The organism is Nonomuraea rhizosphaerae (assembly GCF_019396405.1).
GTDB lineage: Bacteria > Actinomycetota > Actinomycetes > Streptosporangiales > Streptosporangiaceae > Nonomuraea > Nonomuraea rhizosphaerae.
Genome location: NZ_JAHKRL010000549.1, coordinates 1 through 14,139, shown reverse-complemented (window position 1 = coordinate 14,139; position 14,139 = coordinate 1). Strand labels below are relative to the sequence as shown.

The 14,139-nt window shown below is 71.6% G+C and carries 10 protein-coding genes; 1 reads left to right on the top strand and 9 read right to left on the bottom strand.

Features of this window, described 5'->3' with window-relative positions; all coding sequences use genetic code 11:
- Window positions 1–111: 111 nt before the first annotated feature.
- Entirely contained in the window at window positions 112–1,590 is a 1,479-nt protein-coding gene (locus tag KME77_RS28510) for a glutamate synthase subunit beta (protein WP_219472177.1), read from the bottom strand.
- Window positions 1,591–1,605: 15 nt separating this feature from the next.
- Window positions 1,606–6,114 (bottom strand): glutamate synthase large subunit, encoded by a 4,509-nt coding sequence (gene gltB / locus KME77_RS28505; protein ID WP_219472174.1) that lies wholly within the window; start codon window positions 6,112–6,114, stop codon window positions 1,606–1,608.
- 212 nt (window positions 6,115–6,326) lie between these two features.
- Between gltB and KME77_RS28500 the strand changes: the two genes are divergently transcribed.
- Window positions 6,327–7,895: a bis-aminopropyl spermidine synthase family protein gene (locus tag KME77_RS28500; RefSeq protein ID WP_219472171.1), complete on the top strand. Its 1,569-nt coding sequence runs from the start codon at window positions 6,327–6,329 to the stop codon at window positions 7,893–7,895.
- Between the two features lie 112 nt (window positions 7,896–8,007).
- On the opposite strand, the gene KME77_RS28495 is transcribed toward KME77_RS28500, so the two are convergent.
- The 7 genes from KME77_RS28495 to KME77_RS28465 form a co-directional block, all read right to left on the bottom strand.
- A complete protein-coding gene (locus KME77_RS28495) occupies window positions 8,008–8,607 on the bottom strand; it encodes a hypothetical protein (protein ID WP_219472169.1) in 600 nt (199 codons plus the stop codon).
- A 67-nt stretch (window positions 8,608–8,674) separates the two neighbouring features.
- Entirely contained in the window at window positions 8,675–9,520 is an 846-nt protein-coding gene (locus KME77_RS28490; protein ID WP_219472166.1) for a hypothetical protein, read from the bottom strand.
- Window positions 9,517–10,221, bottom strand: coding sequence for a VIT1/CCC1 transporter family protein (locus tag KME77_RS28485; RefSeq protein WP_219472164.1), 705 nt, complete (start codon window positions 10,219–10,221; stop codon window positions 9,517–9,519). The genes KME77_RS28490 and KME77_RS28485 overlap by 4 nt, the downstream gene beginning before the upstream one ends.
- Window positions 10,218–11,252, bottom strand: coding sequence for a prolipoprotein diacylglyceryl transferase (lgt, locus tag KME77_RS28480; protein WP_372451237.1), 1,035 nt, complete (start codon window positions 11,250–11,252; stop codon window positions 10,218–10,220). The genes KME77_RS28485 and lgt overlap by 4 nt, the downstream gene beginning before the upstream one ends.
- A gap of 80 nt (window positions 11,253–11,332) precedes the next feature.
- Window positions 11,333–12,085, bottom strand: coding sequence for a DsbA family protein (locus KME77_RS28475; RefSeq protein WP_219472161.1), 753 nt, complete (start codon window positions 12,083–12,085; stop codon window positions 11,333–11,335).
- Entirely contained in the window at window positions 12,085–12,564 is a 480-nt protein-coding gene (locus tag KME77_RS28470; RefSeq protein WP_219472159.1) for a MauE/DoxX family redox-associated membrane protein, read from the bottom strand. The genes KME77_RS28475 and KME77_RS28470 overlap by 1 nt, the downstream gene beginning before the upstream one ends.
- A 217-nt stretch (window positions 12,565–12,781) precedes the next feature.
- Window positions 12,782–14,139 (bottom strand): NPCBM/NEW2 domain-containing protein (locus KME77_RS28465; protein WP_219472156.1); only part of this gene is annotated, 1,358 nt, incomplete at its 5' end.

Below are 14,139 nucleotides of genomic sequence, written 5' to 3'. Positions count from 1 at the left end.
CCCCGCCCCGCGCTCAAGTGCGCGGGGCGGCGATCAAACGAACAGCTCCCGATCAGACGGACAGCTTCCCGATCGGGCGAACTGGTCCCGATCGGGCGGACAGCTTCCCGGTCAGACGAGCGGCCGCGCCGTCGGCAGGATCGGGTACGGCAGGGACGTCTCGCCCGACAGGTACCGATCGACCCCCGACGCCGCCGCGCGGCCCTCGGCGATCGCCCAGACGATCAGCGACTGGCCGCGCCCCATGTCCCCGGCGACGAACACGCCGTCCACCTTGGACATGTACGACTTGTCCCGGGAAACGTTCCCCCGGGCGTCGTAGAAGCCCTCCCCCGCCACCCCGGAGAGGTCTTCGAGCAGCGCCCCCTTCTCCGGGCCGAGGAAGCCCATCGACAGGGTGACCAGCTCGGCCGGGATCTCCCGCTCGGTCCCCGCGATCGGCTTGAAGCCGTTCTGCGGCCCCTCGACCTCGATCAGCCGCAACGCGCGGACATTTCCGGATTCGTCGCCGAGGAACTCCGTCGTGGACACGGCGTACACCCGCGCCCCTCCCCCGTCCGCGAGCTCCTCGTGCGCGCTCTCCATCTTGAACAGGATCGGGAACGTCGGCCACGGCTGGCTGCCCGGCCGGGACGCCGGCGGCTGCGGCATGATCTCCAGCTGGGTGACCGACCTGGCCCCCTGCCGGATCGCGGTGCCGATGCAGTCGGCCCCGGTGTCGCCGCCGCCGATGACCACGACGTGCTTGCCCTGAGCCGAGATCGGCGAGTCGGGCAGGTCGCCCTCCTGCACCTTGTTCGACCAGGGGAGGTACTCCATCGCCTGGTGCACCCCGCCGAGCTCGCGCCCGGTCACCGGCAGGTCGCGCCACTGGGTCGCGCCGCCCGCCAGCACCACGGCGTCGAACTCCGAGCGCAGCTGCGCGGCGGTGACGTCGACGCCGACGTTCACGCCGGTGCGGAACTCGGTGCCCTCGGCCCGCATCTGCTCCAGGCGCCGCTCGATGTGGCGCTTCTCCATCTTGAACTCGGGGATGCCATACCGCAGCAGCCCCCCGATCCGGTCGGCCCGCTCGAACACCACCACGTCGTGCCCGGCGCGGGTGAGCTGCTGGGCGGCGGCCAGCCCTGAGGGGCCGGAGCCGACGACCGCGACCTTCTTGCCCGTCCTGACGGTCGGCGGCTGCGGCCTGACCCAGCCCTCGGCGAACGCGCGGTCGATGATCTCGACCTCGACCCGCTTGATCGCCACGGGGTCGGAGTTGATGCCGAGCACGCACGCCGCCTCGCACGGAGCCGGGCAGAGCCTGCCGGTGAACTCCGGGAAGTTGTTCGTGGCGTGCAGCCGCTCGATCGCCTCCTGCCAGTCGGTGCGGTGGACGAGGTCGTTCCACTCGGGGATGAGGTTGCCGAGCGGGCAGCCGTTGTGGCAGAACGGGATGCCGCAGTCCATGCACCGGGCGGCCTGCCTGGTCAGCTTGTCGGCGGAGAAGTCCTGGTAGACCTCCTGCCAGTCGCCGATGCGGACGTCGATGGGGCGGCGCGCGGGCAGCTCCCGGTCGTGCGTGAGAAAACCCTTGGGGTCAGCCATCGGTGTTCGCCTCCCTTATCCCTTGACCGCGGCGGCCATGACCGCCTCGTCGATGTCCCGGCCCTCGATGCGGGCGGCCTCGGCGGCCTCCATGACCCGCTTGTAGTCGGTCGGCATGATCTTGCCGAACCGGCCGAGCGCCGCGTGCCAGTCGGCCAGCAGTTCCTTGGCGATCGGCGAGCCGGTCTCGGCGAAGTGCTTCTCGACCGTCTCGCGCAGCCACTCGCCGTCCTCGTCGGTGAGCTCCTCGATGGCGACCATCTCGCGGTTGACCCGCGCGAGGTTCAGGTCGAGCAGGTACGCGACGCCGCCGGACATGCCGGCCGCGAAGTTGCGTCCCGTCGGCCCGAGCACCACGGCCTTGCCGCCGGTCATGTACTCGCAGCCGTGGTCGCCCACGCCCTCGACGACCGCGGTCGCGCCCGAGTTGCGCACGCAGAACCGCTCGCCGACGACGCCGCGGATGAACGCCTCGCCGGACGTGGCGCCGTAGAAGGCGACATTTCCGGAGATGATGTGGCCGTCGAGCGGGGCCTCGTCGTGCGGCCGCAGCGTGATGCGCCCGCCCGACAGGCCCTTGCCGAGGTAGTCGTTGGCGTCGCCGGTCAGCCGCAGCGTGATCCCGCGTGGCAGGAACGCTCCGAACGAGTTGCCCGCCGAGCCGGTGAAGTGGATGTCGATCGTGTTGTCGGGCAGCCCGGCGCCGCCGTACCGCTTGGTGACCTGGTAGCCGAGCATGGTGCCGACGGTCCGGTTCACGTTGCGGATGGGCAGCTCCAGGGTCACCTGGGTGCCGTTGTTCAGGGCGCCCTCGGCGAGCTGGATGAGCGTGTTGTCCAGCGCGTGCCGCAGCCCGTGGTCCTGCTCGACCGTGCGGCGCAGCGGGGTGCCCGCCGGCAGCTCCGGCTGGTGCAGGATCGGCGACAGGTCGAGGCCACTGGCCTTCCAGTGGTTCTCGGCCGCCGTCATGTCGAGCAGCTCGACGTGCCCGATCGCCTCGTCGAGTGAGCGGAAGCCCAGCTCGGCGAGGTACTCGCGGATCTCCTCGGCGATGAACTCGAAGAAGTTGACCACGAACTCGGGCTTGCCGGTGAACCGCTTGCGCAGCTCCGGGTTCTGCGTGGCCACGCCCACCGGGCAGGTGTCGAGGTGGCAGACCCGCATCATCACGCAGCCGGACACGACCAGCGGCGCGGTGGCGAAGCCGTACTCCTCGGCGCCGAGCAGCGCGGCGATGACCACGTCGCGGCCGGTCTTGAGCTGGCCGTCGACCTGCACCACGATGCGGTCGCGCAGCCCGTTGAGCAGCAGCGTCTGCTGCGTCTCGGCCAGGCCGAGCTCCCACGGCGCGCCGGCGTGCTTGAGCGAGGTCAGCGGCGAGGCGCCGGTGCCGCCGTCGTGCCCGGAGATGAGCACCACGTCGGCGTGCGCCTTGGACACGCCCGCCGCGACCGTCCCGACCCCGACCTCGGCCACCAGCTTGACGTGCACGCGGGAGGCGGGGTTGGAGTTCTTCAGGTCGTGGATGAGCTGGGCCAGGTCCTCGATCGAGTAGATGTCGTGGTGCGGCGGCGGCGAGATGAGGCCGACGCCGGGCGTGGAGTGCCGGGTCTTGGCGATCCACGGGTACACCTTGTGGCCCGGGAGCTGGCCGCCCTCGCCGGGCTTGGCGCCCTGGGCCATCTTGATCTGCAGGTCCGCGGCGTTGACCAGGTACTCGCTGGTCACGCCGAACCGGCCGGAGGCGACCTGCTTGATCGCGCTGCGCCGGCGCGCGTCGTGCAGGCGCTCGGGGTCCTCGCCGCCCTCGCCGGTGTTGGACTTGCCGCCGAGCTGGTTCATCGCGATGGCGAGCGTCTCGTGCGCCTCCATCGAGATCGAGCCGTACGACATCGCGCCCGTGGAGAACCGCTTGACGATCTCCGAGACCGGCTCGACCTCCTCGATCGGGACCGGGGCGCGGCCGTCCTTGAGCTTGAACAGCCCGCGCAGCGTCATCAGCCGCTCGGCCTGCGAGTCGACCAGGTTCGTGTACTCCTTGAAGATCTCGTACCGGCGGGTGCGCGTGGCGTGCTGCAGCTTGAAGACCGTCTCGGGGTTGAACAGGTGCGGCTCGCCCTCGCGCCGCCACTGGTACTCGCCGCCGACCTGGAGCTTGCGGTGCGCGTTGGCCGCGCGCGGGTAGGCGTGCGCGTGCCGCTGCGCGGCCTCGCCGGCCAGCACGTCGAACCCGACGCCGCCGAGCCGCGAGGTGGTGCCGGTGAAGCAGGAGTCGATGACCTCCTGGCTCAGGCCCAGCGCCTCGAAGATCTGCGCCCCGGTGTAGGAGGCGACGGTGGAGACGCCCATCTTGGACATCACCTTGATGACGCCCTTGCCGTAGGCCTTGATCAGGTTGCGGACGGCCTTGTGCTTGTCGATCGCCAGCGCGCCCGTGTCGACGAGGTCCTCGACGGTCTCGATGGCCAGGTACGGGTTGACCGCGCCCGCGCCGTAGCCGATGAGCAGCGCCATGTGGTGGCACTCGCGCGCCTCGCCGGTCTCGATGACCAGGCCGATCTTGGTGCGGGTCTTCTCCTGGATCAGGTGGTGGTGGACCGCTCCCGTCAGCATCAGCGACGGGATGGGCGCGAGCGTGTCGTTGGAGCCGCGGTCGGTCAGCACGATGACGCGCGCCCCATTCGCGATCGCTTGGGACACCTCGGCGCGGATCTCCTCCAGGCGCCGCAGCAGCGCTTCGCCGCCGCCCGACACCTGGTAGAGGCCGGAGACCACATACGGGTGGAATCCGGGCAGGTCATGCTCGTCGTTGATGTGGATGATCTTCGCGAGCTCGTCGTTGTCGATCACCGGGTACGGCAGGACGAGCTGGCGGCACGAGGTCGGCCCCGGGTCGAGGAGATTGCCCTCGGGCCCGAGCACGCTGGCCAGGGACGTGACCAGCTCTTCACGGATGGCGTCCAGCGGCGGGTTCGTGACCTGCGCGAACAGCTGCGTGAAGTAGTCGAACAGCAGTCTGGGCTTCTCGCTCAGCACCGCGACGGGCGTGTCGGTGCCCATGGAGCCGATCGGCTCGGCACCGCTCCTGGCCATCGGCGACAGAATGATCCGCAGCTCTTCCTCGGTGTAGCCGAAGGTCTGCTGCCGCTTGACGAGCGCCTCGTGGGTGGGGACCTCCCGCTGGCGCGCGGGCAGCTCCTCGAAGCGGACCAGGCCCGCGTGCAGCCAGTTCTCGTACGGCTGGGCGGCGGCGAGCTCGGCCTTGATCTCGTGGTCCTCGATGATCTTGCCACGGGCGGTGTCGATCAGGAACATCCGGCCCGGCTGCAGGCGTCCCTTGCGGACCACGTCCTCGGGCCTGAAGTCGAGCACGCCCGCCTCGGAGGCCAGCACGACCAGGCCGTCGGCGGTCACCCAGAAGCGGCCGGGGCGCAGCCCGTTGCGGTCGAGGACGGCTCCGGCCAGCGTGCCGTCGGTGAACGTGATCGACGCGGGACCGTCCCACGCCTCCATCATCGAGGAGTGGAACTCGTAGAAGGCGCGGCGCGCGGGATCCATCTCGGTGTGGTTCTCCCACGCCTCCGGGATCATCATCAGCACCGCGTGGGGCAGGCTCCGGCCGCCGATGTGCAGCAGCTCAAGGGCCTCGTCGAAGCTGGCGGTGTCGCTCCCGTCCGGGTCACAGATCGGGAAAAGTCGCGACATGTCGCCCGGGATGTGGGCGGAGGCGAGCATCGCCTCGCGGGCGCGCATCCAGTTGCGGTTGCCCTTGACCGTGTTGATCTCGCCGTTGTGGGCGATGTAACGGTACGGGTGGGCCAGCGGCCAGCTCGGGAAGGTGTTGGTGGAGAACCGCGAGTGCACCAGCGCGATCGCGGTCTCGTAGCGCTCGTCCGACAGGTCGGGGAAGAACGGCTCGACCTGGTCGGGGGTGAGCATGCCCTTGTAGACGATCGTACGGGCGCTGAGCGAGGGGAAGTAGCAGTCCACCTCGTGCTCGGCCCGCTTGCGCAGGCAGTACGCCAGCCGGTCGAGCTCCAGCCCTGACTCCCCGTCCGGGCCGGCCACGAACAGCTGCGCGAAATGCGGCATGACGGCCCTGGCACTCGGCCCGGGCAGCGTGCGATCGACCGGCACCTCGCGCCAGCCCAGCACAGTCAGGCCCTCTTCCGCCGCGATCTCCTCGATCATCTGAAACGCGATGGCACGCGCCTCGTCGTCGAACGGCAGGAAGGCCATGCCGGTCGCGTAACGACCGGCCTCGGGCAGCGCGAAGCTCACGTTCGCGCGGAGGAACGCGTCCGGGACCTGTGTCAGGATCCCGGCTCCGTCTCCGGTGTCAGGCTCGCTACCCTTGGCCCCCCGATGATCGAGATTGCAGAGAGCCGTCAGCGCTTTGACCACGATCCCGTGCCCTCGGCGGCCAGCGACGTCGGCAACCATGGCGACACCGCAGGCATCATGCTCGTTGGCGGGGTGGTAGAGGCCCTGGGGCTCGGGGAACCCGAGGTGGGCAGCAGGCATTGAATCCCTCCCGTCGTCTTCGTCTGTCTAGATCTGCGTCTACAGGCGGGGACGACGTTGGCCCTGCTGCGTGTGCGTAAGGTTACAACACCCTGCCGGATAAGTGCCCGCCTGGTCCGCATCGCGAACATTGGCGACAATCCCGGCATCCGGACCGCTCTGTCCCAAACACCGGGACCCGGGGCCGGAATTCCCGCCGGTAAGGTTGCCCCATGGATCATGAAGGGGCTCATGACGGGGCTGAGAGGCTGCTGGCCGAGGCCGGCGCCGACAGCAGGCGGCTCAGGCACGCGCTGACGCTCCTGTGCGACGGGCAGTGGTGGAGCCTCGCCGACCTGGTCAGGCAGACGGCCACGTCCCGGCGCACCGTCGAGGGCCTGCTGCGGACCCTGCCCCTGGAGCACCACGAGGGCGGCGACGAGCGTTTCAGGGTGCCGCTCGTCCACGTGCCCGGCTTCCAGGACCTGCTGGCCATGGCCCCGCCGCCGGAGGACCCGGTGGCCCACCTGGCGCCGCACTACGGCGAGGTCCTCGACCGGCTGCGGCGCCTGGTCGCCGGCGCGCCGCGCGCCCGCCACGTGCTCGACCACGTCTCGGCGACGCCGGAGACCGCACTGCGCAGGGCGCTGCTGCTCGGCGCCCGGTTCTGGCTGCCGGGCGCGAAGCTGCTCTGCGTGGGCGACCACGATCTCACCTCCCTGGCCGTCAAGCTCGTCCACCCCTCGACCGAGGTCACGGTGGTGGACGTCGACGAGCGCGTCCTGGCCTACATCGACGCCCAGGACCTCGGCGTCCGCACCCGCTGGGCCGACCTGCGGCTGTCGCTGCCGCCGTCGGCCCGCGACCACGACCTGGCGTTCACCGACCCGCCGTACACACCTGAGGGGATCGGCCTGTTCGTGGCGCGGGCGATCGAGGGGCTGAAGGACGAAGGGCGGGTGCTGCTGGCGTACGGGGCGAGCGAGCGGACTCCCATGCTCGCCCTGAAGGTCCAGAACTCCCTTTCAGCGCTCAATCTCACCTATGAAGCCATATACCCCGATTTCAATCGTTACTTCGGGGCGGAGGCCATCGGTTCGGCGGCCGACCTCTACGTCCTGCGTCCCACCACCAAGACCCGCCCCGCGGTGGCGGCCCGCCTGGAGCGCCTGACGACCGCCATCTACACCCAGGGCCCCCAGTCGGTGGAGTCCCGGCCCGCCACCTCGGAGGCGAGCGCGGCGGAGGTCCCGCAGGAGCCGGATCTGCTGGTGGGCGACTGGCCCAAGGGGTTGCCGCAGCCGCGGGTGAAGCTGCCGACGTGGCTCACCAAGCCGTACGCGGCCTCGGTGGAGCGGGTGGCGATCGCGCTGCCGCCGGGCCTGGAGGCGGCGCTCCCCCGCGTCCTGCTGGCCACCCGCGCCCCCCACGTGCTCGTCCGCACGGCCTCGCCCGCCACCCCTTCCGTCCCGGACGTGCTGCGGGCTGTCTACTCCTTCACGTACGCGGACGGCGTCCTGGAGGCCGTACGGCTCCCGCAGCCGGCCGCCGAGGACGCCGTGGTGCTGCGGCGCATCCTCGACAACGGGCACGCCAAGCTGGCCAACACCTGGCGCGAGGCCCTCATCGCGACGGCCCGCGCCCAGGGCACGACGCTGACGAAGAACGACGCCCGCGCCCTCATCCGCCGATCGGCGCCCTGGTCGGAGGACATCACCCCGCTGGAGGCCCCGCCGCACCGCCTGGCCGGCCTCCCGCTCGCGGTCGCCGCCACGGTGACGGCCCTCTCGAAAACGGCCTGACCGGCCCCGGCGACCGCCCGAGCGGCCCTGCCCTCAGCCTGACCGGCCCTGCCCTCAGCCTGACCGGCGCTCGGCCGTCCGGCGCGCCGGCGTCCGGCCGGGCGGGCGGGCGTCAGGTGGCCGCGATCACCCGTTGCTGGACCACGTGCCCCAGCCGGTCCAGGGCCAGCAACTGCGGGACCAGGTCGGCCGGCTGCTCCGGCCGCACCGGCCCCGCCCAGGCGACGGTGACGTAGTGGCCGAGGGCGCGGGCCTGGGCGCGGCTGTGGGCGGCGTCGAAGGGGACCGCCTGCCGGACGAACCCGCTCCGGGACAGCGCGCTCACCAGCGCGTCCGCCGCGCGGCCGTCGGCGAGGTTGAAGATGACGAACTGCCCGGCCCCCGCCTCGCCCGAGTAGGTGGCCCGCAGCGCCTGGGTGCAGCCGGTGGCCGAGGCGCCCCAGAGGGCTTCGTCGCAGTCGGTGAGCTGTTCGGCCGACTCGCGGCGCAGCGGCCCGAGGGTGGCCGTGTCGGCGGTGAACACCTCGTCCAGGGTCAGCGGGGCCGCGTCGCTCTGACGCTCGTTGATGAGCGCGTACATGGCCGAGGTCGGCTCGCCCTGGAAGGCGGACGGCCGGGGCTCGGCGCGGCCCAGCCACAGCCAGCCTCCCACGGCGGCCACCGCCAGCGCGGCGGCGCCCACGGGGATCACCACCCGCGCCCGCACCGTCATGAGATCGCCCCCGTCACAGCTCGTCCCCCATCGCGCCTCGCGCACCCCATGGCCACCCGCGCCCCCGTCACGACGCCGGCCCGGTGATCGAGACGACACGCCGGTAGACGGCCTTCTCGGCCCCCCGCAGCGTCAGCGAGAACGACACGAAGTCGTCCTTGGCCGTCGGGGCGGCGCCGTCGGCCCGCCCGATCCACACCATCCCGACATAGTGCCCGAGGGCGTACCCGCCGCCCTCGGTGTGGGCGCCGGGCGGAAAGCCGGATCTCCCCGTGCCGAGCGGGCGCGCCCAGCCGCCCCTGTACAGCGTCTTGAGCTCCTCGACCACCTGCGTGGCCGCCTTGCCGTCGCGCAGGTTCAGCAGCGTGTACTGGCCGATGTAGCGCCCGTCGGAGCTGAGGTAGACGCCGCGCGCCGCCTGGTTGCAGCCGCCGCCCTGGACCAGTTCGAGCAGTTCCTCGCCCCAGACGGCGGCGGCGCAGTCGGCGTCGACCTTGCTGACGGCGAGCTTGAGGGTGAGCCGCCTCTTCTTGCCGTCCGCGCTCTTGCCCTGGTCGGCGAGCGTCTTCTGCCCGAACACCTCTTTCTCGGTGAGCGGCGCGCGGTCCTTGTCGCGCTCGGCGATCGGGTCGAACAGCTTGGGCGAGGACCAGCTGTGGTAGACCTCCGGCAGGGAGGCGTCGGCCTGCAGGATCGCGGCGCTGGCCCGTCGTTCGGGCGTGTACCCGCTGCCGAGCGAGGTGATGACGAGGACCAGCACGACCGCCGCCGCCAGCACGCCCGCCACGGAGGCGCCGATCACCAGCAGCTTCTGCTTCTTGGGGTCCATCCCCAGGTCGGTGAGGATGGGGAACTGCCAGTCGGAGCGGGGCGGACGCCTGCGCTTGCGGGGGGCCTGCCGGGTGGTCGTCACAGTCCGGACGCTCCGATCAGGTTGCCGAGGCCGAACGTGAGCCCGGCGGCCACCGCCCCGACGACGAGCTGCCGCGTCCCCGAGTACAGCCAGGAGCGCGCGGTCACCGTGGACACCAGCGCCCCCGCCCCGAACAGCGCCAGGCACGACAGCACCGCCGAGACCCACAGGCCGCGCACCCCGAGCAGGTACGGCGCCAGCGGCAGCAGCGCCCCGACGCCGAACGACAGGAACGACGAGCCGGCCGCCACCTTGGGCGAGGGCAGGTCGTGCGGGCCGACGCCCAGCTCGTTGCGGGCGTGGACCTCCAGGGCCTGGGCGGGGTTGACGGAGATCTGCTCGGCGACCTGGGCGGCCAGCTCCGGCGTCACGCCCCGCTCGACGAAGGTCTGGGCCAGCTCGTCCTGCTCGTCCTCGGGGTGGCGGCTGATCTCGCGGGCCTCGACGGCGATCTCGGCCTGGGCCAGCTCACGCTGGCTGGCCACCGAGACGTACTCGCCGCCGGCCATGGAGAAGGCGCCCGCCGCCAGCCCCGCGACGCCCGCGAGGCTGATCACTCTGGTGTTGGAGGTGCCGCCCGCGACGCCGGCGATGAGCGCGAAGTTGGACACCAGGCCGTCCATGGCGCCGAACACCGACGGCCGTAGCCAGCCGCCGGTGACGTCACGGTGTTCGTGGTGGCGCTCCGCGCTCGCGCTCATCGCGAGTTCTTCTCCTTCTCCACGCTCTCGTCCGGGACGGCTCCCTCCGCTTCGGCGGCGGTGTCCTTGACCGGCGACTCGGCCTCGGGCTCTGAGGCCGCGGAGGCTTCCGAGGTCTCAGACGACTCCGCGGTCCCCGACGACTCAGGGGCCTCCGGGGCCCGCGCCGCGGTGGCGTCGTCCTCCTCGTGGACGTCGGCGTCGGCCTGCTCGGCGCCGTGCGCCGGGTCGGGCACGTCCGCCGGCTGCTCACCGGCCGGGACGACGTGCTCCTCGTAGGTCTTGTTCCTGGCCCACCAGAAGTAGATCAGCGCCCCGATGAACACCACGATGGAGGTCCACTGGTTCAGCCGCAGCCCCAGGAACGTCACCGCGTGGTCCACCCCGCCGACCGGGTCGATCCGCAGGCCCTCGATCCAGAACCGGGCGAAGGTGTATCCGGCCACGTAGAGCGCGAAGAGCCGGCCGTGGCGCAGGGCGAAGCGCTTGCCGACGTACAGCAGGGCCAGGCCCAGCAGCAGGTTCCAGATCGACTCGTACAGGAAGGTCGGGTGGTAGAGCACGCCGGGCTCGCCGCCGTGCGCCTGGTCGATCTCCAGGCCCCACGGCAGCGTGGTCGGCGAGCCGTACAGCTCCTGGTTGAACCAGTTGCCCCAGCGTCCGATCGCCTGCGCGAAGATGATGCCGGGGGCCACCGTGTCGGCCACCGCGCTGAGCGACAGCCCGCGCCTGCGGCAGGCCAGCCAGACGCCGACACCGCCGAGGGCGATCGCGCCCCAGATGCCGAGCCCGCCCTCCCAGATGAACAGCGCCTGGTAGGGCTCCTTGATCGCGCGTGGACCGAAGTAGGTCTGCCAGTCGGTGATGACGTGGTAGAGCCGTCCGCCGATGAGACCGAAGATCACCGCCGGCACCGAGATGTCGACGATGGTGCCCTTCTGGCCGCCGCGGGCGCGCCAGCGGCGCTCGCTCAGCCAGACGGCGAAGATGACACCGAGCACGATGCACAGGGCGTAGGCCCGGATCGGCACGAATCCGAGATACCAGACCCCCTGGGAAGGGCTGGGAATCGAGGCAAGGGGCATGTCAGGTGAGGGTAGCGGAAGCGAGGCTACTTGGCCGCCCCGGTGATGGCTTCGCGTAGGTCCTGTGGCGAGAAGACGACCTGGTTGTCCATTTCCTTGCCGTTCAGCTTGACGGTGGGCGTGCCCTGGAGCTTCTGCTCGGTGTTGACCTTGGTGCTGTAGTCGAGCTGCGCCTGGGCGTGCTTCTGGCCGGTGATGCAGGTCTCGACGTCGGGCGAGGTGGCTCCGGCCTCCTTGGCCCAGGCCACGAGCTGGTCGATCTTGAAGCCCTCGACGGTCTCGCTGGGCTGGTTCTTGAACAGCAGGTCGTGGAAGGCGGCCCACTGCTTGCCGTCGCTGACGCAGCGGGCCGCGGCGCCCGCCCGCACGGAGTTGGACTTCGTCGGTTCCGTGGTGAAGATCGTGATGGGGTGGTAGACGACCTTGGCCTTGCCCTCGGCGGCGAGGTTGCGGTAGGTGCTGCCGCTGACCTCCTCCATCTGCTTGCAGGCCGGGCACTGGAAGTCCTCGTAGACGTCCACGACCGGCGCGGTGACGCCCGCCTGGGCCATGGTGACGGCGCCGTCGGCCGCCACGGTGACCGGCGCCAGGTTCGCCCCGGCCTGCTCGGACTGCGACTTGCTGGCCGCGTACCAGGCCCCCGCCCCGACCGCGGCGACGGCGACGACGCCCACGGTCGCGTAGGTGACGACGCGTTTGCGCCGGTCACGCGCCCGGTCGGCGGCCTGCTGCTCCCTGATCTTCTCCCGCGCCGTCTGCGCGCGAGCCCCCTTGCTCATCAGCCCATCTCCTCTTGTGTGTATGCGCGCCCGCCGCCTGCCAGGCCGAGGGCGGAGTCGAGCGCGAAGCGTCCCGGCGGCAGCCACACGATCCAGGCGCCGCACACGACCAGGCCGAAGTCGCGCAGGATGTCGAGCAGGTACGCCGGCTGCTGCCCCGCCCCGAGCTGGCCGCCGCCGCCGAAGCAGCCGCAGTCGATGCGCAGGCCGTGGGCCCAGGCCCAGGCGATGCCGAAGACGAAGGCGAACATCAGCAGCCCGCCCACCACCGCCGCCACCCTGGTCATCAACCCGACGACCAGCAGCACCCCGACCACGATCTCCAGGATCGGCAGGCCGTAGCCGACGGTCGTGGCGATCGTGTCGGGCAGCAGCTGGTACGCCTTGACCGCCACGACGGAGTCGGACGGGTTGCCGATCTTCAGCCCCCCGGCCGCGATCAGCACCCCGCCCAGGATCAACCGGGCGGCCAATGTCACCCAGGGTATCGCCGAGCGAGCGTTACGTGACGGTTGCGACGCGGACACGGGGAGTTCTCCTTGATCGATGTGATCATTGATCGTACTGATCAGGTGATCGTCGGCGGACCGATGGCAGTGGGAAGCGCACCATGTCCAGCTGCCATCTGACCACGCCAAGGATAAGACTTCGCTAAGGCGGTCACCGCCCCGGCCGCCCGTGCCGGCGGGCGCGGGGTCAGGCGCAGCTGAAGCGGGCGCCTCCCCAGTCGGCGTGGTCGTTGCCGTTGCCGTCGCCGCCGTCGTCCACGACGAGGTCCACGTAGCGGGCGCCGGTGAGGTCGGCGCTCAGCTCGTGGGCCGGGTCGGCGGCGCGCAGCACCGGGCTGGTGGCCTTGACCACGCCGTCGGCGACCACCTTGTACCGGACCGAGCCGCGGGTGGCCTGGACGTCGTCCACGCCCACCGTGGCGGTGAAGGCGGCGCACCGGCCGCCGAGGAAGTAGCGGACGTCGGCGGGCGCGTGCGTGCCGAGCCCCTTGGCGAACGCCTGGCCGCCGACCACGATCGGCGTGCCGTCCGAGGCGCCGAGGTCGCCGTTGGAGCGGTCGCGCTCGACGGGCCCCCAGCCGTTGGCGGCGCTGACCCAGTCCAGGTCACTGGCCCAGGCGTCGGCGGTGGGCGGCGGCGGCAGGGTGCGCACGGTGGTCAGGGCGTCGAGCGTCTTGGCCTGCCCGCCCGCGGTGTAGGCGGCGGTGGCCCTGATCTCGTAGGTGTCGTAGGGGGCGCCGGCGGGCGGGGTCACCTTCCACGTGGTCACCAGCTTGCCGCCGGGCTCGACCGTGCCGCCGTGACCGTCGCCGCTGACGTCCCAGCCGCCGGGGACGGTCAGCGTGACCTCGGCGTCCTGGGCGGCCTCGTCCTCCAGGTTGACGAACGTGGTGGTGACGTCGCCGGCCGTGCCCTGCTCGAAGGCCGGGGAGCCGGCCGCCACGTCGAGCGACCCGCACGCCTGCGCCTCGGGGTCCGGGCCCAGGTCCTTGACGGCGAAGTCGTCCAGGACGAAGTCGGCCCCCGGGCGCTCGGCCTGCAGCGACCTGAGCCCGACCCAGACGTCGCCGCAGCCCGCGACCACCCGCTCGGCGAACCGCTCCGTGGCCCGCCGCTCGGGGACGGGGGTGCGGCGCGTCTCGACGCTGGAGGTCCCCTTGTCGTAGCCGGTCACCCAGGCGTAGGAGTCGGCCAGGGCGCTCTGGTAGCGGAACGACACCTCGTAGGCGTGCCCCGGCTCGAAGCGCGCGGTCTGCGGCACGGTCCGGTAGACCAGCCCCTGCCGCTCCTCGTGCGCCTTGAGCGACCAGTCGCCGGTGATCACGTCGTCGACGGTCCTGCCGTTCCATCCGGCCCGCGTGTACGGGTCGTGCCGCTGCGCCAGGTGCGTACGCGCGTCGAAGGCGCCCCCGGCGTCACCCTTGACGAACGGCCCCCACCCCGGCTGCGCCGACTCGAACGTCTCGCTCTCCCCCGCCGGCCCGCCGCCGGTCAGCCGCACGTCGTCCACCCGGACCTCCGCCGCGCCGGCGGGGGGCCCGGCCC

What these genes read in the sequence shown, in the direction of transcription:
- KME77_RS28500 (WP_219472171.1), top strand. Translation starts at nt 6,327, where the DNA reads ATGGATCATGAAGGGGCTCATGACGGGGCTGAGAGGCTGCTGGCCGAG.
- KME77_RS28485 (WP_219472164.1), bottom strand. Translation starts at nt 10,221, where the DNA reads ATGAGCGCGAGCGCGGAGCGCCACCACGAACACCGTGACGTCACCGGC.
- KME77_RS28510 (WP_219472177.1), bottom strand. Translation starts at nt 1,590, where the DNA reads ATGGCTGACCCCAAGGGTTTTCTCACGCACGACCGGGAGCTGCCCGCG.
- KME77_RS28495 (WP_219472169.1), bottom strand. Translation starts at nt 8,607, where the DNA reads ATGACGGTGCGGGCGCGGGTGGTGATCCCCGTGGGCGCCGCCGCGCTG.
- gltB (WP_219472174.1), bottom strand. Translation starts at nt 6,114, where the DNA reads ATGCCTGCTGCCCACCTCGGGTTCCCCGAGCCCCAGGGCCTCTACCAC.
- KME77_RS28475 (WP_219472161.1), bottom strand. Translation starts at nt 12,085, where the DNA reads ATGAGCAAGGGGGCTCGCGCGCAGACGGCGCGGGAGAAGATCAGGGAG.